The sequence below is a fragment of the Psychrobacter maritimus genome, assembly GCF_904846345.1.
Classification (GTDB): Bacteria; Pseudomonadota; Gammaproteobacteria; order Pseudomonadales; family Moraxellaceae; genus Psychrobacter; species Psychrobacter maritimus.
This window is the reverse complement of record NZ_CAJHAJ010000007.1, coordinates 68,809-93,626: the sequence shown is the minus strand read 5'-3', so window position 1 is coordinate 93,626 and position 24,818 is coordinate 68,809. Positions and strand designations below refer to the sequence as shown.

Below are 24,818 nucleotides of genomic sequence, written 5' to 3'. Positions count from 1 at the left end.
TAGACTTCTATGATAGATGGAATGTGGTGGCTTGTCATATTGCTGGCGGTCGTCGTTGGATTATGGTTGTTGGCAAAATCGCGCGCCCCTAAAGTCGCTGATAAGAACAGTCCAAAGTCGACAGGTATGAAAACACCGATAAATGATGCGCTGCAAAAAACCTCAGAGTTGCTAAAGCAGCATTTTCCTGACTATCGTGTCAACCGCAAAACTAATCATTTGCTTATCAGTAAGCATGATAAAAAAATTGCCATGATTACGATTGATAAAAAGATTGCCGCCGGTCAGCGCCGTTTGGGTGACGTACCCGTGATTAATTATCACCGTGTACCCAGCCGTGCTCAATTAACCGCAAATTTACAAGATACAGAGTAGTTTTATATAAATTGAGTAGATTTAACAACTCTATGTACAACATTTTATCGATGTTAGCGCACAGTTATAAGCAGCAGCTAAGAACGCCAAGCGTTGCTGTCAAAGGGTTATAGAGATGATGGGTGAGACTAGGAAAAGGTAAAATACTGCTGATTATGGTGATTGGTGCGCTCGGCGGGAATCGAACCCACGACCCTCGGCTTCGGAGACCGATACTCTATCCAACTGAGCTACGAGCGCATAAATTATTGACTAAAAACGTACTAATTAACGCCCTGTATAAACGGGGATAATTAGCTGTCGTTAATACTGCGAGACGTCTAAAAATTAAGACCGCTTAGTCTAACAAATAAAAGTCATAAAGCCAACGAATGAAGGTCGCTATTGAGGTTTTTTAAGAAAAAACACCATAGTCAGCAAACAGGCATGGCAATCTACCTGTCTTTTCCCTTATAATGTCAGGGAGAATCCATATTTATAATCACCGATTACAAGCGCGCCTGCATGCGGGATGGCTGTTTGCTATTGATAACTGGTTTGGTTATCAAAGGAGGACAGACAGAATGTCCAAGCCGTGTCGGCCCTTGTATACGCAATAAGAGAACGTGACGAATGAGAAAAGTAGTTATGTTATCGGCAGCTGCCATTCTAGGAATCGCTAGTATCGCTGTGAGCCAAGCTGAAAGTGTTGTAGACACTCCTGTAACCATCTCTGATGTTGCAGAAGGGCAAGACGTTGTCGAAAATGCGCCGCAAAAACTGGGTGATGATACCCAAGCGGCTGCAGATACCACCGATGGGGCTGCACCTGCTGATGCTGCTGCAACTGCAACAGACGGTGCTGATGCCGCTGCGCCAGCTGAAGCAACTGCCGCTGCAGCACCTGCTGCTGAAGAGCCAATTCCAGAGGACACGCCGCAAGTACAAAAGCTGATTGCTTTGTATCCTAACTTGATTGCTCGTATTCAACCTGTTGCTAAAGTATGCTTTGAAGACGACGAAGTCTGTGACGTGACCGCACGTTCTGCTGGTCCAGCTGCAGGTGATGGTCCTCGTGATGGTAAAGATGTGTATAACGCTGTCTGCCAAACTTGTCATGCGTCAGGCTTACTTGGTTCACCTATGTTAGGTGACGCTGGTGCTTGGGGACCTCGTATCGCAAAAGGTACAGAGACTTTGTATACCCATGCTATCAATGGCTTCAACGCCATGCCTGCCAAAGGCGGCGCGGATATTCCTGATGAAGAAGTACAAAGCGCGGTTGATTATATGATTGGTGAAGCAAGCTAGTTTTTATTAGTTGCTAGTTATTATTTGCTAGATAGTAAGCTACATTTAGCCAAATGGTTTTTAGGCTGATAATTTAACTGTGTAAGCATGATTTATTGCTAATAAATCTATTCAGCCTTTTAACGCCTGTATTGATAAAGCGTCTATTTCATTTAATGAGGTAGGCGCTTTTTTAATGATGAGTATTATCAATATGATACTTCTCATAGGGCACAGTTGAAATTCATTGCTAGTAGCCTCACTTTATGACATTACATCGTCTCTTCTAGATATTAGTATACTAAAAATACCAGTATGCTAAAAATCGCTGTCCATACAAATTTATAACCAATAAAGAGGTATTCATGTCTGAAGTACCAGCACTTGCTATTCAGAATTTATCCAAAACCTATAGCAATGGGTTTTCGGCACTCAAAGATGTCAGTTTAACCGTCCCGCAGGGTGGTTTTTTTGCGCTGCTTGGGCCAAATGGTGCTGGTAAGTCAACGATGATTGGCATTATTAGCTCACTGTTTAAGCCGACGGCCGGTAGCGTAAAGATTTTTGGCACGGATTTGTTAGAAAATCCTTCGGTGGCCAAGCAATACCTTGGGGTTGTACCGCAAGAGTTTAACTTTAATCAGTTCGAAAAAGTGGAAGACATCTTGATTACTCAGGCGGGTTACTTTGGTATTTCTGCCAAAGAAGCACGTCCACGGGCCAAGCGCTTACTGACCGCGCTCGGGTTATGGGACAAACGTGATAGCAAATCACGCGAATTATCAGGCGGTATGAAACGCCGCTTGATGATTGCTCGTGCATTGATTCATAAGCCAAAACTGTTGATTCTTGATGAGCCAACGGCTGGTGTTGATATCGAGCTGCGCCGCTCTATGTGGGAGTTTATGCAGCAGATTAATATCGAAGAAAACACCACCATTATCTTGACCACGCACTATCTAGAAGAAGCAGAGCAGCTGTGTAAGCGTATCGCGATTTTGGATCATGGTGAGATTCGTATTAATACAGAGATGAAAGATTTACTCGCTCAATTGTCGGTTGAGACTTTTGTTTTTGATTTAGAGACGCCGCTTACGCGTCAATTAGATTTGACTGGGATAACGGGATTGGCGCAGCCAGATGAGCAGACGCTTGAAGTGACTCTAACAGAAGGCGAGTCGTTAAATGGTGTCTTTAACCAATTATCAGAGCAAGGCATTACTGTGGCGAGTATGCGTAACAAGGCCAACCGCTTAGAAGAGTTATTTATGCGCTTGGTAGACAAAAATATCGATAGTGCAGACAGTATGAAGGAGGCGGGACTATGAGTCAGGACATGGGTGATATGAATAAAGCAGCACAGGTATCTCGTCCTCATGACGGTTTAACCATTGCCCAAAAGTGGATTGCATTTCGTACTATCCTAGTCAAAGAAGTGCGCCGGATTTTACGTATTTGGCCGCAAACGTTGCTGCCGCCAGTCATTACCATGAGCTTATACTTTGTCATCTTTGGTAAGATGATTGGCTCGCGCGTCGGTGAAATGGGCGGCGTGCCATACATGCAATTTATCGTGCCCGGTCTCATTATGATGTCGATTATCACCAACAGTTACTCTAACGTGGTATCGAGCTTCTTTAGCGCCAAATTTACCGCCAGTATCGAAGAGCTTTTGGTTTCGCCGGTGTCTAAGCATGCGATTTTGATGGGTTATATCAGTGGTGGTATCTTTCGCGGACTGGCGATTGGTATCATCGTCTCGATAGTGGCGCTGTTCTTTACTGACCTTGGTATCGAGCATTTATTTGTGACGGTATTTACGGTGCTTGGCACCTCTATCTTGTTTTCATTGGGTGGCTTTATTAACGCAGTATTTGCCCGCTCATTTGATGATATCTCCATCATTCCAAGCTTTGTATTAACGCCACTGACCTATCTTGGCGGGGTGTTTTACTCGATGGAAAATTTGTCACCATTTTGGCAAAACGTCTCGTTATTGAACCCGATTGTCTATATGGTGAACTCGTTCCGTTATGGCATCTTGGGATATTCTGATGTCAATGTTTGGTATTCGATGGCGGCGATTTTTGTATTCTGTGCGATATTTTATACCATCGCTTATCGATTATTGAGTAATGGTTCACGCGTACGCTTGTAGTATTTGCAGTTTAAAAGGTCATACTTTTACTGCCTGCATGACCTGTTTAACCTGATTGGTAATTAAATATTTTGGTAAAATTTTAACGCTTTAATATTAGGAAGATAAATGAGTATTCACGGTATCTTGGGTGAGCAAACTACCGACTATCCGACTGAGTATAGTCCAGAGACGCTATATCCGATTGCTCGTAGTATGGGACGTGATGCGATTGGCTGGCATGATGATAAGCTGGCAGTGGGTATAGACTGGTGGCAGGCGTTTGAGATGTCTTGGTTAAATTCCCAAGGTATTTCACAAGTGGCTATCGCTCGCTTTGGTATTCCGGCAAGCTCGCCATTTATCGTTGAGTCAAAGTCGCTTAAGTTATATTTAAACAGTATTAACTTTACTGAGTTTTCTGGCTGGGACGAGGTGCAAGCGCTGATAGCCAAAGACTTATCAGCCTGCGTACAAGCAGAAGTACAGGTTGAGCTATTTGATTTAAATGATGACCTGAACGATAAAGCAACAGGCTTATTGATTGCACAACCTGAAGGTGTTTGCATCGATGAGGCACTTGCAAATAGCAGCGATAAAGTAGCGCTAACTGAACATCCTGATGCGTCATTATTAGCCAATGAGAATGATGCTGAGCGTAGTTTAGAAGACTTTCAAAAAAGCTCTCAAAGCAGTAGTGAACCCTTTAGCTTTTATTCTAACTTGCTGCGTAGTAATTGTCCGGTGACCAATCAGCCAGATTGGGGCACATTGGCGGTTTCGATAAGCAGTGAAAAGCCAGTTAATACTGCCAATATGCTGCGTTATATCTTAAGCTTTCGTCAGCATAATGGTTTTCATGAGCAATGTGTCGAGCAGATATTTGCTGATTTGAGTCAATACTATCAGCCAAGTACATTGATGGTTCGCGCATGGTATACACGCCGCGGCGGTATCGATATCAATCCATGCCGTGTCAGTGATATGAGCTTATTACCTAAACCAAGCCGTTTAATACGTCAGTAGGTAAAAGGTTGGCTTTTCATCAGTTACTGAGCAATTAGTTTGGATATAAAAAAAGCGCCTATCTTATTCACTAAGACAGGCGCTTTTTATGGCATAAGTTTTATTAATAAAACTATTTTCTGCTTACTTTTGCCATGACTTCTTCACGGCTGAGCATTTGCTTTTCTGCCTCACGGCGATTGACGTATTCGTATTTGCCTTCAGCCAAGTTACGGTCTGAAACCACGATACGATGCGGAATACCAATCAATTCAAGGTCGGCAAACTTAACGCCTGGACGCTCGTTACGGTCATCAAGTAGGACATTGATGCCTTGCGCTTTTAGCTCTTCATACAAAGCGGTCGCCGTCTCCATGACGGTCTCTTCTTTTGACTTCATCGGAATGATAGCCACTTCAAAAGGCGCAATCGAGTCATCAACGGTTGGCGTTTTTGGCCACATGATGCCGTTTTCGTCGTTGTTTTGCTCGATGGCAGCCGCGATGATACGGCTAACGCCGATACCATAACAACCCATCATTAGGGTAACAGGCTTGCCATCTTCACCAGATACGGTAGCATTCAGCGCTTGCGAGTACTTATCACCCAACTGGAAGATATGACCGACTTCGATACCACGTTTGATTTTTAGCGTGCCTTTACCATCTGGAGAAGGGTCGCCTTCTTGTACATTGCGCACATCAACAATACGAGTAATGCTTGCATCACGTACCCAGTTCATACCAATGGTATGTTTATTGACTTCATTCGCGCCCGTGACAAAATCTGACAAGGTCGCGGCTGAGCGATCAACAAATACTGGCATGTCCAAATCAACACCGATAAAGCCTTTATGCAGACCCGCTGCTATGAGCTCTTCATCAGAGGCCATCGTAAGCGGCACATTGGCTTCTTCGATTTTTTCAGCTTTAATGGTATTGAGCTGATGATCGCCACGTAAAACGATAGCGATTAATTGCGGCTCACCATCTTCAGTATGACCATGAACGATTAAGGTTTTCACCGTCGTCTCTAGCGGTACGCCCAGATGTTCAGCAACCACTTTACAGCTGGTCATGTTTTCCGTTAAGACGTCTTCGCGCTCCATCTTCGGCGGCTGACGCTCAGCGGTGCTTACCGATTCAGCAAGCTCGACGTTGGCCGCATAATCAGAAGAATCTGAGAAGGCGATATCGTCTTCGCCGCTGTCTGCCAACACATGGAACTCATGCGAAGCAAAACCGCCGATAGAACCCGTATCCGCTTGTACCGCACGGAAATCCAAACCCAAACGGGTAAAGATGCGCGTATAAGCGTCATACATATCATGGTAAGTTTTGGCGAGTGACGCTTGGTCAACATGGAACGAGTAGGCGTCTTTCATAGTGAATTCACGCGCACGCATTACGCCAAAACGCGGACGAATCTCATCACGGAACTTACCTTGGATTTGGAAAAAGGTAATCGGCAACTGCTTATAACTGCGCAGCTCACCTTGGGCAAGATTGGTGATGACTTCTTCGTGCGTCGGGCCCAAGACAAAATCACGGTCATGACGGTCTTTAAAGCGTAATAGCTCAGGACCATAATCGTCAAATCGACCGGTCATCTGCCAAAGCTCAGCAGGTTGGGTCATTGGCATCAGCACTTCTTGAGCGCCGACGTTTTGCATCTCTTCGCGAACGATGCGTTCGACTTTTTGCAACACGCGCAAACCCATCGGCAACCAGATATATAATCCAGAAGCGATTTTACGAATAAGACCTGCTCTTACCATTAATTGGCTTGAGGCGATATCAGCATCGCTGGGAGTTTCTTTTAGCGTGGCAAACAAAAATTGACTGGCTTTCATAAATAAAGCATAACCTTATCAACGATAAAATAAATAAGAAATAGTAGGATATTGAGCGTGTGCTTTGATGGCCGACGCAAGCTTACCTTTTATCACTTGGTAATAGTCTAGGACATGCCTAGCTAAAAAGTACTGCGACAAACAGTACATCAGTAGAAAGTGCGTTCATAAAACGCCTTGCAAAAAGGCTGGAACTTTTCATTTTGTATTAAACGTCCATATTGGCAACGTCATATTTTAGACAGATAAGCCAGAAAAATAGGTGTACGCCAACATTTTGCTTATACAATCTGACTATGTTAGGTAAAGTTCGCCTAAGACGCAATGACTTTTTGTTTTTTCAGCCAGAACATTACTTAAAGAGCCAAATATGTTGGTATTAATTCGATTGTTTAGCGGTTTTAAGCATGTTTATAGCAAATAATGAGCTGACTTCCTCGCCATAGCATTATTGAGAATTATGTAGAGTATTGGTAGTTATTACTTGAAGTTAACGCGCGCAACTAGCATTTATATCTTAGATTTTGATACTAAATATTTAGCTTTTTAACTCGCTTATAAAAACAAAAAAACTTTGAGGTAGTTTACATGACCAATCCTGAGAACCATTCTACTATCAGTAATAATAATGCCAATCAGCCGCACACGAAAAAACCCATCGCTATGATGTCGTGGTTGGTATTGATGATTGGTCTTGCCGCGCTCGTTTTTGCGATTTATAGTCTGCAAAAAAGTAGCAAAGAAGAGCCGATAGAAACCATTACCCGTGAAGGGGTGGTGATGCAGATTCAGAAATTGAATCGCTTGGAGACGGTGGCGTTTAGTGTCGATACCATCATTACCAGTCAAAAAACAGGCAGCTGGATGAAGCTGTGGCAAGATGAGCAAAAGGGCTTGTTTATCGCTCGTGGGCGCGTAGAAGCGGGAATTGATTTGAGTGCTTTAACGCCTGAGATGGTACAAGTGATAGCGCCTGCTGAGGCTGCTATAAAAAATGCTGAAAGCGTGGATGCCAATAATCCCGTCTCTATCATGCCGCAGATTCATATTACTTTACCGCCATCAGAGGTATTTTCGGTTTATTTAGACGATATCGAGATTTATGATTGGCAAACGGGCGCTTTTGGCATGATGCAGGTTGATCCAAAGATTTTGCAACAAGCGCAAAGTATGGCAAAAAAGGAAGTGCTTGAACGCGCTTGCCGCGGTGATGTGATGAATATGGCATTAGAAAATGCGCAAACCCAGTTGCAGCAGTTATTTTCATTAACTGGCGCAGTAGTAACGGTAACCACGCAGGGCGCAGGGGCATGTCAGATGCCAGTGACTAATGCTTAAATGGTTTAAATTTTGGCATTGTAAGGGGTTAGTACGAGGAGAGAGATTTCGGCGTTCTGATAAATATCTTCGCCAGTTAACAGTTGTTGCTTGAAATGATGAGTAATAGGGTTATTATATTATATAGCAGGACTTATTTGTGATTAACGACAGACTTATAAATGCTGTCGTTCAAATAGGTCTATATCTCATATAATGTAAGAGGTGGCATCTATGACAACTTCTAATAATCAGCCGTCTGCCCATGAGAAGCGCAAATTAACCAAACATCCTAAAGCAAAAGGGTCGCTATCGTTTGCGACTTGGGTACTGTTAATCCTCAGTTTTACCTTATTCGCTTATGCCATTTACACCATTAAGACGCGGATACTAGAGTCAGATACTGGTAGAGCGAGTGCGCCACAAAATAGTTTGCTGCAAATAGACAGCTAAGGCTTTTAAAATCATGACTGTTTTTTTAACTCATAACTGAGTTTTAGTTCATAACTGTTTTTAAATTTAGAGCCGTTTACATCTTATCTTTTAAATTCTGCAATCGCTAATTGCCGAGCGTCTTTGTGTTCAACTATTGGTATTGGATAGTTAATATTAGTAAACTTACCACCCTTAGCCAGTTCTTTACGCATTTTATCCTCGCTGTGCAAGATGCTACTAGGAACGTCTTTTAGCTCAGGTAGCCACGTCTTGATAAATTCTCCGTCAGTATCATGAGTTTTGGCTTGGCTAAAAGGGTTCATAATACGGAAGTAGGGCGCAGCATCCGTACCTGTTGATGCGCTCCACTGCCAGCCGCCGTTATTTGAAGCAAAATCACCGTCTATCAGCTGCTGCATAAAGTAGCGCTCACCTAAGCGCCAATCAATCAGTAAGTCCTTGGTCAAAAACATCGCGGTGACCATCCGTAAGCGATTGTGCATAAAGCCAGTGGCATTTAGACAGCGCATTGCGGCATCAACTAAGGGCACGCCTGTCTTACCTGTATACCATGCCTTAAAATCATCCTTACTATATGACCAATGAATCTTACTATCTGTCTCTTCTTTATAAGCCTTATGGCGGATGAGCGTTGGCTTATCAACGATTACATGACGATAAAAATCTCGCCAAGCAAGCTCGCTTAGCCAGCGATTAATGTCATTGTTGTCAGAGTTCTTAAGGGCGTTGCCATCATCACTGTGCAATTCTTCCAGCACTTTTGTGGCTTGCAAATAGCAAAGTCTGGGACTGATTGAGCCAATAGTCAGGTAGGCTGATAATTGACTAGTCGCGTGTAAGCTTGGCACATCGCGACTGATATCGTAGTTATCAATATCTTCGGCGATAAATTCCTCTAAACGCTGGCAAGCAGCAGCTTCACCAGCAGGGTAAGCTGCACGAGCGTAATCAAGCTGTGCGTCTGTATCAATGTGTGCTAATAGGCCAGTAGTTTGCAGTACCTTTTGATAGTCATCAACAGTTCCTTTACTTAATTTTTCGATATCTTTAATAGTCGTGGCGCTAGATTTCGAGGTTTTTAGCTTGGCGTTGTTATTGTTATTTATAGCTGCTGCTTCATGCATTTGCATGGTGTTAACATCTAAGGTATGCCGCCATTTTTTATAAAATGGAGTGAATACTTTATACATGCTGTCGCCATCATTGGTGGTAATGCTTTGCGGCGGCAAGATACATTGGTCATGCCAGCGAATAAATTCGATATCGTTTTTTGCCAGTTGTTTGGTGAGTTTTTCATCACGCTCAATCTCATTGCCTTCGTACTCATGATTTGCCATCACACAGCTGATGTTATTAGCCTCACATAATGTGCTTAGCGCCTCAACACAATCAGAAAAGCTTGGACAAACCTGTACGTTCAATGTGATATTCAATTGTTTATGCAAAGATGTTGCTAAGATTGGCAAGGTGCGGGCGATGTGGTCGAGCTGTGTTAAGGAAGTATCATGCGCTTGCCACTGTTCAGGCGTAAGGAAAAACATAGCACTGACTTGCGCCTTGTCTGCGTTCGCCCGTTCACAAAGTGCCGCCAACGCTGTATTATCATGCAGCCGCAAATCACGACGAAACCACATCAAGTAATGCGGCATACTGACATTCGTATTACCCTGGTTTTCGCCATTGGCTGACGCCGTCTTAGACATTCAATTATCCCTATTTTAATCAATCGCAATCATAAACAAAACTACGAATAAAAGTATGCTAGGATAAGTTTTTGGATGCAATTGATTTGCTATGCGCTTAACAAATCAGCATCATTCCTTATGATGAGCATTTGGCGTAATATCGCTGTTGGTGGGATTTATAGAAGCTTTTATTTTTAGCCTATTATTTACTGCCTTTACCGAAATTTTAGCAAGCTTATAAAAAAGGTCATAAAATGCACGTTAAGTTTTGCGGCTTTACCCAGCTTAGTGACGTCAATACCGCTGTACAGTTGGGTGTTGATGCGGTCGGCTTGGTATTTTATCCCCCCAGTCCGCGTGCGGTGACGCTAGCGCAGGCGCAGATATTAAGCGCGGCTTTGCCTGCTTTTGTTAGTGTCGTGGCATTAGTGGTCAATATGCCTGAAGATGAGCTGATTGAACTGGCAAATAACGTCTCTTTTGATATCATTCAATTCCACGGTGATGAAACGCCTGAACAGTGCCAGTATCTGGCAAATGCCGTCAATAAACGCTGGATAAAAGCCTTACGCATCAATGCGGAGCAAGATACTGTGGAAAATGTAAGCGCACGGATTGATAGTTTTGCCGCCGCAGGAGCGAGCAGTATTTTGCTTGATGCTTATCATCAGTATAAATATGGCGGTACGGGCGCGCGCTTTGATTGGAGCCTGATTCCAGATAATAGCTCACTGCCGATTATCTTAGCGGGTGGACTGGATGCCGATAATGTCGCTGCGACTCTTGATTTGCCTATTTATGGCGTCGATGTTAGCGGCGGAATTGAGGCTGATAAAGGTAAAAAAGACGCTGCTAAAATGCGTGTCTTTATGAAAGCAGTCAAGCGTGACCGATGGCAAAACGAGACGGTCACTGACGCTCTCTAAGATAACTGCTATATTTGTGCTATTTACTCTTATTTAAGCGTTATTCCGACTTCCTGATTAAATCTAATTTTTCTTTATCCTAATATTTATACGACCAATCCTTATACTAAAAGATACCACTTATCGTAGGAATTATCATGAGTCATGCCACGAACAAAGCACCATCTGCTACTGCACAATCTATCAACACCTTTACCAATCCAACAGACGTACAAGACTTTAACCAATACCCTGACGCACGCGGACATTTCGGCGTTCATGGTGGTCGTTTTGTCTCTGAAACCCTGATGGCGGCATTAGAAGAGTTAGAAGCGTTATATACCAAAGTAAAAGCTGACCCGGCATTTTGGGAAGAGTATCATAATGACTTGGTCAATTATGTCGGTCGTCCAACGCCGCTGTATCATGCTAAGCGATTGAGCGATGAGATTGGTGGCGCGCAAATTTACTTTAAGCGTGAGGATTTGAACCATACTGGCGCACATAAAGTGAATAACACCATTGGGCAGGCACTGCTTGCCAAAATGTGTGGCAAAAAACGCATTATCGCTGAGACCGGTGCAGGTCAACATGGTGTTGCGACGGCGACGATAGCTGCTCGCTTAGGGTTAGAGTGTATCGTTTATATGGGTGCCGATGATGTTGAGCGCCAAAAGATGAACGTCTATCGTATGCGTTTGCTTGGTGCGACAGTAGTGCCAGTGACTTCTGGTTCACGTACCCTTAAAGATGCGATGAATGAAGCGATGCGTGATTGGGTGACCAACGTCGATAGCACTTATTATATTATCGGTACGGTTGCAGGCCCGCATCCTTATCCGCTACTGGTGCGTGATTTCCAAGCGATTATCGGCAAAGAAGCGCGCATTCAGCATTTAGAAAAAACGGGCAAATTACCAGATGCACTAGTTGCTTGTGTTGGCGGTGGCTCAAATGCTATTGGTCTATTTTTTGATTTCCTAAACGATACTGAAGTCAAAATGTATGGCGTTGAAGCGACAGGTGACGGCATAGAAACCGGTCGCCATTCCGCGCCATTGGCCGCTGGCCGTATCGGCGTGCTACATGGCAATCGTACTTATCTGATGGCAGACGATGAAGGTCAAATTCAAGAAACGCATTCTATTTCAGCGGGACTTGATTATCCGGGTGTCGGTCCTGAGCATAGCTTCTTAAAAGATATGAAACGTGTTGAATATGTTGGCTGTACGGATAAAGAGTCGTTGGCAGCCTTTCATGAAGCGACACGTAAAGAAGGTATTATCCCTGCGCTCGAATCTGCCCATGCGGTTGCCTATGCGCTTAAGCTGGCTAAAACCATGACCCCTGAGCAAACCATTATCGTCAATATGTCAGGTCGCGGTGATAAAGATTTGCATTCGGTAATGAAGGCGGAAGGGATTGAGTTATAGTCGCGTATTTTATTGCGCGCTATAAATCCGCTTTTATAAAATAAATTGATTGGCTCTCTCATTAAATCGTAGAGGGTCAATATAGCCAGTTTGAATTAATTGTAGAGAACACTATGACCCGAATTGAAAGCACCTTTGAAACCCTAAAAGCCCAAAATAAAAAAGCCCTGATTCCTTACGTGATGGCGGGCGATCCAACCCCTGATAACTTTGTTGGCTTACTACATGACTTAGTCAAGCACGGCGCAGATATGATTGAAGTGGGCTTACCGTTTTCTGACCCAATGGCCGATGGCCCAACGGTCGCATTGGCGGGCGAGCGCGCTTTAGCAGCGGGTACCAGTACGCGTGATGCACTAAAAATGGTTGCAGAATTCCGCAAGCAAGACACGCAGACGCCAATTATCCTCATGGGTTATCTTAATCCCGTTGAAATCATTGGTTATGACAACTTTGTCGCTTTATGCGAGCAGTCAGGCGTAGATGGTATTTTGATGGTTGATTTGCCACCAAGCGAGGCGGGCAGCTTTACTCAGCATTTAACTGAACATGCGATGAATGAGATTTTCTTATTATCGCCGACCACTTTGCCTGAGCGCCGTGAGCAAGTACTGACCCATTGCGGTGGTTATATTTATTATGTGTCGCTTAAGGGCGTGACGGGCTCGGCAACGCTAGATACCGATGATGTTGCGACCCAAGTGCAAGCAATTAAAGCGGAGACCGATTTGCCAGTATGCGTGGGCTTTGGGATTCGTGATGCAGCATCGGCCAAAGCAATTGGTAAGCATGCCGACGGTATCATTGTGGGTAGTGCGTTGGTACAAAACTTTGCTGATATCGATGCTAAAGATGCCTCTGCGGTTGCAAGTGCTCAGCAAAAAATCATGGCAAAAATGGACGAGCTACGCGGCGCACTCGATAGTTTAACGGTCTAATATTATATCGAACGTATTGGCATCAACATGTGAATGGCTCAGCAACGTCATTGTCTTATTATTTATAAGAGGGGCGATAGCTGTTTTTATATCAAGGATTATCGTAACTTTTATAACAATGTTTATAAAGACACGGTTAAATGACTTTGCTAAAGTTAGTTTACGTGTGTAAACTAACATCACATATAAATTGTTACAGTTGCGCATAAGCGTGCTTTATAACTGCTGATGTTATAAGGATATGTGACTTTTAAATTGATTCTTATAAACTGATTCTTATAAACGGACTTCTTAGGGACAAGTAACTAAGCCAACTTGTCGATAAGCCTTTGATAATGGCGAATAATATGACTGATACCATAACACCAGATACTATAAATAATAATGCTGCGAATAACGGCGCTGCGCCAAACGGTAATACCGCAGGGCAATCGTGGTTTAATCGCCCAATACCGGGTATTAAGCAGCAACTGACCGCACCTTTGACGGCGGTAGAGACCGAACCGTCAACCAAATGTAGCAGCTGTCATTCGATGATTACCAATACGGCGCTGATTTTTAATTGCTATGTCTGCCCGCATTGTGACCATCATTTACCGATGAGTGCTCGTGAGCGCTTAAACTGGCTGCTCGATCAAGTAGAGGGTGAGCTAGGACAGCAGTTCACTGCCAAAGATCCATTGAGCTTTGTGGATAGTAAGCCGTATCCGCAGCGCATGACCGAAGCACAGGACAAGACCGGTGAGTCTGAAGCGCTGATTGTGCTGTACGGTAAATTGCGCAATCTTGATATCGTTACTTGTGCCTTTGACTTCCGCTTTATGGGCGGCTCTATGGGCTCGGTGGTTGGCGACCGTTTTGTAGAGGCTGCTGAAAAAGCCCTCAACGATAAATCTCCCTTAGTCTGCTTTGCTGCTTCTGGTGGTGCGCGCATGCAAGAGGGGCTGCTATCATTAATGCAAATGGCTCGTACTGCGGCGGCGATTGAACGCTTAAGAATTGCTGGCGTGCCGTATATTGTGGTATTGACCAATCCTGTTTATGGCGGGGTGACGGCATCGCTTGCTATGTTAGGTGATATCCATTTAGCAGAACCAAAAGCCATGATTGGCTTTGCAGGCAAGCGCGTGATTGAACAAACGGTTCGTGAGACGCTAGAAGAGCCGTTCCAGCGTGCTGAGTTCTTGTTAGAGCATGGCGTGGTCGACGAAGTGGTACATCGTCATCAATTGATTGATACCATTTATCGTTTGCTTGCAAAGCTATGCCGCGTACCGAATGTTGCTGCTTAACTGCTTAGCAAATAAGAACGTTAGAAATAGCGTTCTGCTGGTATAAATTTTCCTCGCTTGCTATGCGCTTCGCACCCTAGAGGCTTTGCAAAACTTATCCCAGCAGCACTGTATTCTTTTTAAACTGTATTCTTTTTAAATTAAATCGACTAAGTAAAAATTACGAATAGCATTTATCGTTAATAACGGTAAATGCTATTTTTGCTTTTTGGTCAGGTAGTTATATACTGTCCCTATTTTCTTAATGAATATCTTTTAAATAACTAGTTCCTAACCGACTATTTCAATATAGGTTCCGCCCATGTCTGACTCTTCACTTTCTACCTCTACCACTCCTACTGAGCACTCGAGTTTGACCGAATGGCTTGATTATATGCAGCAGATTCATGTCTCGGCGATAGATATGGGGTTGTCGCGAGTATTGCCGGTTGCTGAGGCGTTAGGCGTGGTACAGTCAGCCAAAGACGATGCTTATGTATTTACCGTGGCGGGTACCAACGGTAAAGGCTCAACGACTGCGGTCATCGCACAAATGTGCCAAGCGGCAGGGTATAAAACGGCGCTGTATCAATCACCGCATCTGAGCGTATTTAACGAGCGCGTGCGTATCAATGGCGAGATGGTCAGTGATGAGACCTTAATTGATGCCTTTAGCAAGGTAGAGGCGGCGCGGTTGCGGTGCGCTCTAACCTTGTCATTCTTTGAGATGACAACGCTTGCTGCATTATTAATCTTTGCCGAAGCAGACTGCGATGTCTGGGTATTAGAAGTTGGGCTCGGCGGTCGCCTTGATGTGGTCAATATTATTGACCCTGATATGGCAGTGATTACCAACATTGCCATCGATCACGTCGATTGGCTAGGGGATAATGTCGAAGATATTGGCCGTGAAAAAGCAGGTATTTTACGTGATGGCATTACTCTAGTTTATGGTGCTACTGCCATGCCTGCTAGTGTGCAGCAAGCAATTGATACGCATCAGGCAACTTGTTATCAAGCTGGGCAAGACTTTGATTATCGTGAAGTGGATACCGACGTTTGGCAATACAGTAATGCCGCTGTCACCATGCAACTACCACGTCCAGCACTGTCATTGACCAATACCGCCAATGCCTTATCAGCGGTGCTGGCAAGCCCATTAAATATTGATAAAAAAGCTATCGAACAGGCATTGCAGACGGTCAAGCTCGCTGGTCGTTTTGATTATCATGAGACGCATAACCGTCATTGGTTGTTTGATGTGGCGCATAACGAGCAAGGCGTTGAGTTTTTATTGGCGCAATTATTACCGCTTTGGCAGCAGCATTTAGCAACGCAAAATAGCGCTGATGCTCTCAATCAAGGCAGTAGTCAAAACAGCAGCCAAGAGAATCAAGCCAACCGTAAACCTGCCAGCATTAAAATGCTGTTTTCTATGTTGGGCGATAAGGATATCAATAAAGTCGTGCAACGTTTGACCGAAGCGGGCTTGTCTATTAGCGATTGGTTTATCGCTGAGATTGATTATCCACGGGCGGCGAGCACTGAGCAGCTGCAAAGTATCTTAGCAAGCTATGTCGATAATGCGCAAATACATGAGTTTAAACGTTTATCAGAAGCCACCGATGCCGTTATAAATGACAGTCAAGCGCAAGACTTAATCGTGGTATGTGGCTCGTTCCATACGATTGGTGAGGCGCTAGCGGCACTTGCCGATGATGATTTAAGTTAAAATCGTATTTATATAATGTTAATCTTAGCAGTAGCATGATGGCAGACAGTATGAAAAATATGCTTTATAATCAAATTGATTTAGCATCCTGCTATACAATGCTATGAGATAGAAGCTCAGCATAACCTTTATAAATGGATGGACGTAACCGGCGGCAATCGCAACTATTTAACTATCAAGGCTGTTTATCAAAGCGATTTAAACTATTTAAGTATATTTTTAAGACGACAGCTTTGAAATGATAGTTTTTAAGACGACAGCTTTGAAACGACAGTTGCGCCGCTCAATCAACCTTATTACCAACTAAGAGACGTAAACGGATGAACTTTTCGAGACAAGCCTTATTGGGCATTGGGATGATTATAGGCGGTAGCGTGATGCTATACGCCATGGTGCAACAAATTGGTGATAGCAATAAACCCCAACCAGCGTCAGCGATGATAGATAAGCCAAGCCCTGCACAAGAGTCTCCGCAGCCATTGACAACTGATATCGAGACTGAAAAGCGCATCTTGGCACAAAAACAAAAAGAGCGCGCCGCTCGTGTTGCAGAACAAGAAAAGCGTGCTCAGCAGTTCTTAACCGAACAAGAAGCGGCTGAAGCACAAGCACTGGCAAAAGCCCGTGCGGAAAGTCAGCAATATATGGCCAGTAGCGTACCAGCTGTTGAAGAAAGTAAAGAGTCAGAGGCTGCAAAAAACAACCTTGCAACGCCAACGGTAAAGCCTCGTACTGATAGCAACAGCAGCGCTACTGCTTCAGCTGCAAATGATGCAAAAGCTCGCGAGCAGCAAAAAGCAGCCCAAGCGCAACAAGAAGCTCAGCGCCAAGCCGCCCTTAAAGAACAAGCGGCTGCTAAGAAATTAGCAGATAGTAAAAAGGAAACCGAAGCAAAAAAGCAGGCTGATGCTAAGAAACAAGCGCAAGCTGCCGCTGAAAAAAAGCGAGAGGCAGTAGAAGCAGTTAAAAATGAGCCACCAAAGTCGCCTTCTGATTACCAAGTAAAAAGAGGCGATGGGCTGATTAAACTGGCGCGGCAATATAACATGCCGGTAGAAGTCTTGGCACAAGCGAATAATCTATCACCTTCGACATCACTACAACTGGGTCAAAGTATTACCATACCATCGCGCAAGCAGGTGGAGCGCTTAGCGCGTGAAGCAGCGGCAGCTGAGCAGGCGCGTGAAGACAAGCGTCAAAAAGAAGAAGCGCTAGCCAAGAAATCGGCCGATGCCAAGCGTGAGGCGCAACAGAAACTTAGTGAAGCGCGCAAAGAAGTGAAAGAAACCGATGCTAAAGGTAGCTTTGGCGTGCAAGTGGCACTGGCAAATGACCAAGCCAAAGCGGATGAGTTGGCAAAGAAATTCCAATCTGCCGGCTATCAAGTAAAAACTAGTCCTACTAGTCGCGGTGTACGCGTTATCGTTGGTCCTGAGCGTGGCAAAGTTGCGGCATTGGCATTAAAAGATAAGATTAACAGTGACCCCAAAGTTAATACGACAAGTGCTTGGGTCTTATACTGGCGCTAAAATAGCGTTTATGGTGCTGCAATCCGATAACTATCATTGCTAAATAAATAGCACAATTTTAATTAGGCTGGTTTATATTTTTATCGCTGTAGCTAATTTTATTCAAACACGACATCTATTGTCGTGTTTTTTGTTTTATCGTTTGCCGATTGGCGCAAGCTTGGTTACGATGAGCGCCGCTCTTTCCTATTTCTTTCTGTTCCTCTCTGTACTGTATAACCTGTCAGCCTACAAAGGCTGCCCTGTCGCGGTTGGCCATGTGTTGTCATTTTTTTTAGTGACATCAGCACACGTAGCTGACGGCTTTCATTATGTATAAGGTAAAACCATGTCATTTGGCGTTATATTTTTAATATTGGCGGTTGGATTTGTAGGGTTGATCACCCTGCCAAAACTGTTCTATCCTAAGCAAGTTACTGAACCTGAACCGCCGCCTGTACGCGGTGATGAGCTGGCTATTTGGCCCTTTGCGCCGATGCCCATTATGACGGACACGGAAGTGATATTTTTTAATAAGTTAAAAAATGCTTTGCCAGAATATCATATTTTTGTCCAAGTCCAGCTGTCACGTATCATCGAAGCCAATAGCAGTGAAACCTCAGAACGCAGTTTTTGGTTTAATCGTATTTGTCGTCAAAGCGTTGATTATGTCATCGTTGATGTCGATGCACAGACTACTTTGCTCGCCATTGAGCTTGATGATTGGACGCATAGCAGTAAGGCACGGCAAAAGGCCGATGATAAAAAGGATAAAGCGCTTGCCAGTGCGGGTATTGCTATCGTGCGTTTTCACGCCGAGCGTATGCCGAGTGCTGATATGCTGAGATATGAGCTGATGCAGGTGATTGAGAGTTATTGAAAGGCATAGATAAGTATTAAGAGGTATTAAACCCAAATAAAAGCTAGGCAAAATCAATCATCTACACCATCTCGCAGCCTAGGATAAATGACAATCGGTTTATCACCTTCAAAGTAGAGCCCTGTTTTTAAGATTCCGTTTTCAGAATTGATAAGTGGTAGCTGACGACCATCGTAGAAGTCGCGCTTGCTAAACCATTCGATATAATGGGCAGCGCGCAATACGCTGATATCAAACTTCGCAAGACTCATGCTATCAGTTTTATCGCACCATTCGTGCATGGGGAAGCTGGGTGTTAGCCAGTGAGGATAGACGAAATTAGCGATGTTCATTGGCAAAAAGAATCGCCCTTTTATGACACCATAACGCTTATCAATCTTAACTTGTCCATGCTTCTCAGTATCCACCCAAATGCTACAAAACTGCTTGGTTTGCATATGGGTCATTTTGCGCTGTAGATTGTCGTTGGAGTTGATCCCAACCCAATTAATCGGCGCAAAAGGTGCGGCACCCATAAAAAACTTAATCGCCAATTCCCAATGTTCAGTGAGCTTTTCCTCATGATTATATAAAATCAAATCCAGCTCACCAATCGTCTGTTTGCCATTGTATAACTGCACGTTATTAGCAAGCGTCTCATACGGATGTAATTTGCGCGCAAAGCCATCTTCTAGCCAAAATGACAATAAGCCTTCAAAGTGAAAACCTAAGCGATTAGGGCTCGGACGTTTTAATAAATAGCGGGTCAGCGCCTGATAGTCATTGGTGGTATCCAACTCCTTTAAACGCTGCTGATAAGCTTCAAACTGCTGTTGCCAAAAGCTTGCGCTATGTACGAAGATAGCATGGGTGTTTTGGTACGGTGCTACATCTAGCCACTTCGTCAAGACGTTAGGGCAGGCAAGCACATACGCCAAATCGCGCACATAAGGTCGCTGGTACGCTTCCCAAGGCGCATAATTGGCATGAGTTGCGAGAGTTGTAGGGCGTGGCACGCTAAGCTCAGACATAGGTCAAATCAGAATAAATATAAAGTATTTACCCTAGCGGCTCAATTGCTAAAAGTCTATAGGCAATCGTAATATGTTAAGATTGTCGTCATCTGGCAGCATATCTTTTGCCAATTATTCAATAATAATGAGGGTTAAAAAATGAAATATCTTTTGCAAGTCGACTTTCCTTATAGCGGACCTTTTGGCAGTGCGTTTTTTGACGCCATGAAAGAGCTGGCCGAAGACATTGCAACCGAGAACGGTCTGGTCTATAAGCTATGGACAGAAAATGAAGAGACGCAAGAAGCGGGTGGCATTTATGTATTTGATAATCTGAACGATGCCAACAGATATTTAGAAAAGCATACCCAAAGGCTGACCTCATTTGGTTTTAAAGACATTAAATCTAAAGTGTTTGTTATCAATGAAGCGCTAAGTACGATTACTAAAGCATCTTTGTAATACTTAATGGAGAATAAATAGTTAAGTATAAAAAAGCCAACCATTGATATCAATGATTGGCTTTTCTCTTTAACTACTATGTTTGGTCGGAACGGCAGGAAGTAAAGTATAGCCTGTATTCCTTGATTTATATGGGTTTTATGCTTTTGTTTTATGACGATACCAACAATAATACCAACAATCGTTTTTAATAACCCCCTTTTATGGCTGTTTGCTGCTTCACTCAATATTATTTTGTAATTATTTTCACTGTTTGCCGTTTCAACATTTCTCAACATGATAGGGCGGTGTGATTGTTCAGGACTTGGCAAGCGGTGACCGCTGCCATATGCATATTTTTACATAAGCGAAATTAAAAGTTTAGGGCTTGCATTTTGTCTGCATGGGGTTAAATTGCTAATCACTGCACGCGCTCAATAATGGCGCTTAAATGCGTGCGTTTATCATGCGTTTTCTGTGCGTTTACTCGCATCAATTCGCATAGCCTTACGATACCTGTCCGAAAAGTCCCTTATGCTGCCTCGCGATACTTGTCGCGAAACTACCCATCACGGGCAGAATATGCCCCGTGCGCGTACTGTTCCATAAACTACCCCCTAACGTGTCCAACAATTCATTTTTAGCCCTCTTACGGTGTCCGAAAAGTCCCTTACGATACCTGTGCATAAAGTCCCTTTTATGGACTCGCAAAATTACCCTTAGTCGATTTAGAACAGTCCGAAAACAGTCCCTTTTTATGGACTCCAAAAACTACCCTCCACGATGTCCAAAAACCTGCCCAAGTCCTTTTTAAAACAGTCCGAAAAACTACCCCTTTATGGACTCCGAAAACTCCTTTTTTATATTGTTCAAAAACCCTGTAATTGGTGCTTGCCTCGCGTACGCGCGCGATACTTGTACAGAAACTAGCTAAGCCCTTATGCTGCATGGCTTTGTGATATTTGCAATGATGAGGGAATGCCATGCAAAATGTTAGCATTTGTTAGCATTAGCGGCGTGTGATTTGGCTTTGAATGTAAGGTTTTATCAGGTCTTGGGCTGTGCAAAATGTTAAGTTCTGTCAAGTCGGCGGCTGTATTAATCGGTTTTGAATGTACGGTTTTATACGGTTCTAACCTTGTGGTAATCATGGGGTGGTAGGTGCTGCCAGTAATGAAATGAATGTAAGGTTTTGCTGGGTTCTAACGTGTCCGAAAACTAACCGTAATCTTACCGTTATTCCTACCCTTTGATATGCGATATAACCAAAATAGGATTTATCTATAATCCGCTACAGCCCTCCTATAATTCAGCCCTAAAACCGCCTTGTAACTTATGACTGGTAAAGGTTTTCGGCTCATTCACTTTTTATCAATCCGTAACTAAATAGTTAACTTAAATCACGTTTAATACGCGCAAAACTGCTCATATCAATTTAGGTTTACAGCCCCATGCTGATTTGCCGTTAAAACTGCCTTATAGCCCATGACTAGCCAGCGGTTGCCCTCCATTGGAGTTTTGGCAATCCGTATCGCTAAGTAAAGGTAATTATGCTCAATGCGTCCAAAAGTGGACTTATCTATTTTGTTTGACGGCTCTATGCTGTTTTAGTGAGGCTATAACGCTGTAGGCTAATGATGGTCATACTTTGGGCTTAACTTACCCCATTGGGGGTTGGGCAATCGGTAAAACGTGGTAAAAAGAATTATGCTTTTAAACCTTAACATTTATTAACATGCTGGCAGTCGGCAAACTGGTTTGAATGTTAACTTTTGACAACATGCTATCCCTGATTTTCAAGTGAGTATTGAGCGCCTACCCTAAGGTTTCCCTTAGGTTTTTGCAGTCCATAAAAAAGGCAGACGATAAACGCCTACCTTTGATTATTTTTGCTGTACCTTAGTTTTTTGCTTGGGACACTTGGGACAACGGGACAACGCCTGTGGTTATTGGCTTGTAGCTGTCCCAGCCCCTTTTTTGCCCTTGGGACACTTGGGACAGATTAACAAATTGAGCTACTTTGTCCCAGCTGTCCCAGTGGTGTTTTATTGCTTGGGACAGTGCCTAGCCCTTTCTGCGTATGGGTTGTCCCAGTTGTCCCAGCTGTCCCAGTGCTTTTAGTAGGTTCACAACTTAATATCTCGTTTTTGATTGCATAAACGCGCGTACGGTTTTTCTTGAATGGTAAAGATACTCTACACGTTCTGCGGTCGCTTTCTGTCACGTTCAATAGTCCAGCTTCATCTAACACTTGTAATACTTTGCTTTTATTGAATGGTGAACAGACTTCATCAAAGGTACTGGTAGAGAAATAATATTCGCCTGTGTCGTAGTTATGATAGCCAGCACGGTTTGTTATCTTAGTTTCAAAATCTTGGTGCATGTGAATGTGGCAAGGTTGAAAGCGACTACTGCCATGCTGTTCAATAAACGCCTTGATATGCTCTATGATTTGGCGCTGCTCATGCTCACCATCACGCCCATAGTTATCAAGCCAATTATCTAAGCATGTCATAACGGCTGTGGTTGCTTGTCCTGCTTGCCAGCCTGTAATACCTGCCAGTGTTGCCATCTCACCAGCAGCAGCCACAATAGCGAACCTTTTAGCGACTCTATGCGCTTGTGGGGCAAGGTCGCTGTAGTTGCTCATAAAGTCATTTACAAGCTGCCTAGCGGTGGCTGTGGTTGCTGCCTTGTCACTGGTGATATGTTCTAGCCATGCGATACCAGCCACGCCATAGTAAGCCTGTGATAACTCTTTTATCTTATCGGCTTGTCCTGCGCCTGTGTCTGCCAGTACCAAACTATCAAAGGTTTTTAAGCCTTTGCCAGCATCAGCATCTATATGCGCTACTCGAACCTCAATACCTGCATTGGTTTTCTGTCCTGCTTGCGCCATGAAGTTTTGCAGCGACTCCTCACCATTAGATAAAAAGATAATGCGCCACTCTTTGGCTATGCGGTTATGCCCTGTGGTGGTGCTACGTCCTTTGCCTTGACCATTAGCCAGCATGTAAACCGCTTTGCCTACTACTTTGGGGTCGCATTCGCTTATCTCGTCAAGCGGTAAAAAGCTGTCGTTATGTTCGCTTGCTGTGCCCTCTAAGGCGTTATCAGTGCTGCGCCATGTCTTAGTGTAGCTGTCAGGCTTGCCCCATACACTAGCAGCCAATTTAAGCGATAAAGACTTGCCCATACTTGATGAGCCTAAAAGGTGAAAACCGCCCCCGTCATCATCTAGCAGTGCGAGTAATTGACCAGCAAACGCGCAAGCAATAGAGAAAACAAAACGGCTCTGTTCGGCAAGTGGTTTGCATAACTCATCACGCCATTGTGCAAGCGTGCCTTGCTGGGCTATGGTGCTGTTGATTGCATGGGCAGACTGATAGACGATTAACTGCTTACCATCGCCGCCTATTGCACCATCAGGCAATATATATTGCGCCTCATGCCAGCCCAACCTATCTACGCATAACGCCCGTTTGTGAATAGGGTAGTTTTGAATATAGGTGTCTAAGTAGCTGCGCTGTTTTGGGTTGGTAGTAATGTTTAATCCTTGACTGGCAAGCTCTTTACGATACTCACGGGCATCACCTTGTAATAAAGCAAGTGGCATTGACCATGTGTGTAGCTCGCTGTCATCATCACGCCATTGCAGTAACCGCCCCCATGTACCGCTGCTTATGTCCCTTGTCTTAGCGATAACCTCAATCGGTGAACAAATAAACGCCTTAAACTTAAAGGTTATGTTTGCTGGGTCGTCATCGTTGTACTTCACAAAAAACAGCCCATCATGGTATAGCTCAAAACGTCCATCAGCATAAATCATCGGTTCATTCAGCTGTGGGTCATCGCGCCATTCAGGATAATAAGCGGTATCTTGTAAGCTGATTAGCTGGGTGTCATCAGCTGCCAGTATTGCCTCATAACTATCATCTTGTAGCATTGTGACGATATGAGCCACGGTAACCAGTGCCTTAGCATTCACACCTGCCAATAGGTTTATTAAACCCTTATTATCAAGTGTCATAGGCACGGTAACGGGCGCGGCGCTGCTCCAATGCTGAACCATCTTTTTAAGGTGCTGGTTTGTCTTTTGAGGGCTAACAATGATTGTCTTATCGCTAGCCATTAAGTATGAATGAACCTCAATACCATCATCTATAGTATCAAGTGCTATCACCTCATTGGCTTTGTTTAGCTCACCCATGACGATAGCGCCATACCCTGTAGGGTCAATGACAATGGGCTTAGCTTTGCTGTTTGGGGTGTAAAATACTGCGCCTACAATATCGCCTTGTTTATCGGTCAATCGTAGGGCTATCGTGCCAGCTGTCGGTACTAATGAAGCATCATCTGTAGTAAGATTGTCGGTGACGTTGAGCAAGCTATTAGGCGATAGTAGGTCATATAGTTTAAGCAATAGCTTATCGTTTGCCAGTCCTTGCCGTGTGACTGCATCAAAACTATTCATTACCACTGTAAAGCCTGTGCTAAATGCACGGGCTTTTTCATGGGTGGCTGTTTGTGTAGTGGTCATCTAGTCCCCCTTGCTTGTGACTGGTTCGGCTTGCGCTGCTCTCTATACTTCTTGTAGTAGTTTTTGCGCTTGGCGTGCTTAC

The 24,818-nt window shown here is 44.0% G+C and carries 19 protein-coding genes and 1 tRNA gene; 15 read left to right on the top strand and 5 right to left on the bottom strand.

The annotated features are described in order from the left end of the window. Positions 1-9 precede the first annotated feature (9 nt). Entirely contained in the window at positions 10-375 is a 366-nt protein-coding gene (locus JMX50_RS10500; RefSeq protein ID WP_201629470.1) for a hypothetical protein, read from the top strand. Between the two features lie 163 nt (positions 376-538). Here JMX50_RS10500 and JMX50_RS10495 read toward each other — a convergent pair. Further along, positions 539-615: transfer RNA gene (locus JMX50_RS10495), tRNA-Arg, on the bottom strand. Between the two features lie 372 nt (positions 616-987). On the opposite strand from JMX50_RS10495, the gene JMX50_RS10490 reads away from it, so the two are divergent. The 4 genes from JMX50_RS10490 to queF all read left to right on the top strand — a co-directional run bounded on the left by JMX50_RS10490 (position 988) and on the right by queF (position 4,807). Next, positions 988-1,665: a c-type cytochrome gene (locus JMX50_RS10490; RefSeq protein WP_201562714.1), complete on the top strand. Its 678-nt coding sequence runs from the start codon at positions 988-990 to the stop codon at positions 1,663-1,665. Positions 1,666-2,009: 344 nt separating this feature from the next. Continuing rightward, the gene (locus JMX50_RS10485; RefSeq protein WP_201629469.1) at positions 2,010-2,972 is read left to right on the top strand and encodes an ABC transporter ATP-binding protein; all 963 of its coding nucleotides are present in this window, start codon (positions 2,010-2,012) and stop codon (positions 2,970-2,972) included. Positions 2,973-2,989: 17 nt separating this feature from the next. Continuing rightward, positions 2,990-3,802: an ABC transporter permease gene (locus tag JMX50_RS10480; protein WP_201562788.1), complete on the top strand. Its 813-nt coding sequence runs from the start codon at positions 2,990-2,992 to the stop codon at positions 3,800-3,802. 108 nt (positions 3,803-3,910) lie between these two features. Continuing rightward, entirely contained in the window at positions 3,911-4,807 is an 897-nt protein-coding gene (gene queF / locus JMX50_RS10475; RefSeq protein ID WP_201629468.1) for an NADPH-dependent 7-cyano-7-deazaguanine reductase QueF, read from the top strand. Positions 4,808-4,919: 112 nt separating this feature from the next. Here queF and JMX50_RS10470 read toward each other — a convergent pair whose 3' ends face one another. Continuing rightward, positions 4,920-6,638: a proline--tRNA ligase gene (locus JMX50_RS10470; RefSeq protein ID WP_201629467.1), complete on the bottom strand. Its 1,719-nt coding sequence runs from the start codon at positions 6,636-6,638 to the stop codon at positions 4,920-4,922. A gap of 588 nt (positions 6,639-7,226) precedes the next feature. Between JMX50_RS10470 and JMX50_RS10465 the strand changes: the two genes are divergently transcribed. Both JMX50_RS10465 and JMX50_RS10460 read left to right on the top strand, forming a co-directional pair. Next, complete coding sequence (locus JMX50_RS10465) at positions 7,227-7,976, top strand: DUF4230 domain-containing protein (protein WP_201629466.1); 750 nt, start codon at positions 7,227-7,229, stop codon at positions 7,974-7,976. A gap of 213 nt (positions 7,977-8,189) precedes the next feature. Next, positions 8,190-8,408, top strand: coding sequence for a hypothetical protein (locus JMX50_RS10460; RefSeq protein ID WP_201629465.1), 219 nt, complete (start codon positions 8,190-8,192; stop codon positions 8,406-8,408). An 83-nt stretch (positions 8,409-8,491) separates the two neighbouring features. On the opposite strand, the gene JMX50_RS10455 is transcribed toward JMX50_RS10460, so the two are convergent. Then, positions 8,492-10,114 (bottom strand): cryptochrome/photolyase family protein, encoded by a 1,623-nt coding sequence (locus JMX50_RS10455; protein WP_201629464.1) that lies wholly within the window; start codon positions 10,112-10,114, stop codon positions 8,492-8,494. 236 nt (positions 10,115-10,350) lie between these two features. On the opposite strand from JMX50_RS10455, the gene JMX50_RS10450 reads away from it, so the two are divergent. The 7 genes from JMX50_RS10450 to JMX50_RS10420 all read left to right on the top strand — a co-directional run bounded on the left by JMX50_RS10450 (position 10,351) and on the right by JMX50_RS10420 (position 18,763). Then, positions 10,351-11,022 (top strand): phosphoribosylanthranilate isomerase, encoded by a 672-nt coding sequence (locus tag JMX50_RS10450; protein ID WP_201629463.1) that lies wholly within the window; start codon positions 10,351-10,353, stop codon positions 11,020-11,022. A gap of 137 nt (positions 11,023-11,159) precedes the next feature. Beyond that, positions 11,160-12,434: a tryptophan synthase subunit beta gene (trpB, locus tag JMX50_RS10445; RefSeq protein ID WP_227671025.1), complete on the top strand. Its 1,275-nt coding sequence runs from the start codon at positions 11,160-11,162 to the stop codon at positions 12,432-12,434. Positions 12,435-12,547: 113 nt separating this feature from the next. Further along, the gene (gene trpA / locus JMX50_RS10440; RefSeq protein ID WP_201629462.1) at positions 12,548-13,372 is read left to right on the top strand and encodes a tryptophan synthase subunit alpha; all 825 of its coding nucleotides are present in this window, start codon (positions 12,548-12,550) and stop codon (positions 13,370-13,372) included. 335 nt (positions 13,373-13,707) lie between these two features. Next, positions 13,708-14,664 carry an acetyl-CoA carboxylase, carboxyltransferase subunit beta gene (gene accD, locus JMX50_RS10435; RefSeq protein WP_201629461.1) on the top strand — a complete coding sequence of 319 codons (957 nt, stop codon included), beginning with the start codon at positions 13,708-13,710 and terminating at the stop codon, positions 14,662-14,664. 301 nt (positions 14,665-14,965) lie between these two features. After that, the gene (gene folC, locus JMX50_RS10430; RefSeq protein ID WP_201629460.1) at positions 14,966-16,375 is read left to right on the top strand and encodes a bifunctional tetrahydrofolate synthase/dihydrofolate synthase; all 1,410 of its coding nucleotides are present in this window, start codon (positions 14,966-14,968) and stop codon (positions 16,373-16,375) included. A 320-nt stretch (positions 16,376-16,695) separates the two neighbouring features. Further along, positions 16,696-17,904, top strand: coding sequence for an SPOR and LysM peptidoglycan-binding domain-containing protein (locus tag JMX50_RS10425; protein WP_201629459.1), 1,209 nt, complete (start codon positions 16,696-16,698; stop codon positions 17,902-17,904). A gap of 328 nt (positions 17,905-18,232) precedes the next feature. Then, positions 18,233-18,763 carry a DUF2726 domain-containing protein gene (locus JMX50_RS10420; RefSeq protein WP_201629458.1) on the top strand — a complete coding sequence of 177 codons (531 nt, stop codon included), beginning with the start codon at positions 18,233-18,235 and terminating at the stop codon, positions 18,761-18,763. A 53-nt stretch (positions 18,764-18,816) separates the two neighbouring features. On the opposite strand, the gene JMX50_RS10415 is transcribed toward JMX50_RS10420, so the two are convergent. Next, positions 18,817-19,773: a DUF1853 family protein gene (locus JMX50_RS10415; RefSeq protein ID WP_201629457.1), complete on the bottom strand. Its 957-nt coding sequence runs from the start codon at positions 19,771-19,773 to the stop codon at positions 18,817-18,819. 141 nt (positions 19,774-19,914) lie between these two features. On the opposite strand from JMX50_RS10415, the gene JMX50_RS10410 reads away from it, so the two are divergent. After that, the gene (locus JMX50_RS10410; RefSeq protein WP_201562684.1) at positions 19,915-20,217 is read left to right on the top strand and encodes a monooxygenase; all 303 of its coding nucleotides are present in this window, start codon (positions 19,915-19,917) and stop codon (positions 20,215-20,217) included. A 1,981-nt stretch (positions 20,218-22,198) separates the two neighbouring features. Here the strand turns inward: JMX50_RS10410 and JMX50_RS10405 are convergent. Next, complete coding sequence (locus tag JMX50_RS10405; protein WP_201629456.1) at positions 22,199-24,736, bottom strand: DUF927 domain-containing protein; 2,538 nt, start codon at positions 24,734-24,736, stop codon at positions 22,199-22,201. Between the last annotated feature and the right edge of the window lie 82 nt (positions 24,737-24,818).

Excerpts from the sequence above, each read along its gene's own strand:
- JMX50_RS10500 (WP_201629470.1), top strand. The coding sequence starts at position 10 with ATGATAGATGGAATGTGGTGGCTTGTCATATTGCTGGCGGTCGTCGTT.
- JMX50_RS10490 (WP_201562714.1), top strand. The coding sequence starts at position 988 with ATGAGAAAAGTAGTTATGTTATCGGCAGCTGCCATTCTAGGAATCGCT.
- JMX50_RS10485 (WP_201629469.1), top strand. The coding sequence starts at position 2,010 with ATGTCTGAAGTACCAGCACTTGCTATTCAGAATTTATCCAAAACCTAT.
- JMX50_RS10480 (WP_201562788.1), top strand. The coding sequence starts at position 2,990 with ATGAATAAAGCAGCACAGGTATCTCGTCCTCATGACGGTTTAACCATT.
- queF (WP_201629468.1), top strand. The coding sequence starts at position 3,911 with ATGAGTATTCACGGTATCTTGGGTGAGCAAACTACCGACTATCCGACT.
- JMX50_RS10470 (WP_201629467.1), bottom strand. The coding sequence starts at position 6,638 with ATGAAAGCCAGTCAATTTTTGTTTGCCACGCTAAAAGAAACTCCCAGC.
- JMX50_RS10465 (WP_201629466.1), top strand. The coding sequence starts at position 7,227 with ATGACCAATCCTGAGAACCATTCTACTATCAGTAATAATAATGCCAAT.
- JMX50_RS10460 (WP_201629465.1), top strand. The coding sequence starts at position 8,190 with ATGACAACTTCTAATAATCAGCCGTCTGCCCATGAGAAGCGCAAATTA.
- JMX50_RS10455 (WP_201629464.1), bottom strand. The coding sequence starts at position 10,114 with ATGTCTAAGACGGCGTCAGCCAATGGCGAAAACCAGGGTAATACGAAT.
- JMX50_RS10450 (WP_201629463.1), top strand. The coding sequence starts at position 10,351 with ATGCACGTTAAGTTTTGCGGCTTTACCCAGCTTAGTGACGTCAATACC.
- trpB (WP_227671025.1), top strand. The coding sequence starts at position 11,160 with ATGAGTCATGCCACGAACAAAGCACCATCTGCTACTGCACAATCTATC.
- trpA (WP_201629462.1), top strand. The coding sequence starts at position 12,548 with ATGACCCGAATTGAAAGCACCTTTGAAACCCTAAAAGCCCAAAATAAA.
- accD (WP_201629461.1), top strand. The coding sequence starts at position 13,708 with ATGGCGAATAATATGACTGATACCATAACACCAGATACTATAAATAAT.
- folC (WP_201629460.1), top strand. The coding sequence starts at position 14,966 with ATGTCTGACTCTTCACTTTCTACCTCTACCACTCCTACTGAGCACTCG.
- JMX50_RS10425 (WP_201629459.1), top strand. The coding sequence starts at position 16,696 with ATGAACTTTTCGAGACAAGCCTTATTGGGCATTGGGATGATTATAGGC.
- JMX50_RS10420 (WP_201629458.1), top strand. The coding sequence starts at position 18,233 with ATGTCATTTGGCGTTATATTTTTAATATTGGCGGTTGGATTTGTAGGG.
- JMX50_RS10415 (WP_201629457.1), bottom strand. The coding sequence starts at position 19,773 with ATGTCTGAGCTTAGCGTGCCACGCCCTACAACTCTCGCAACTCATGCC.
- JMX50_RS10410 (WP_201562684.1), top strand. The coding sequence starts at position 19,915 with ATGAAATATCTTTTGCAAGTCGACTTTCCTTATAGCGGACCTTTTGGC.
- JMX50_RS10405 (WP_201629456.1), bottom strand. The coding sequence starts at position 24,736 with ATGACCACTACACAAACAGCCACCCATGAAAAAGCCCGTGCATTTAGC.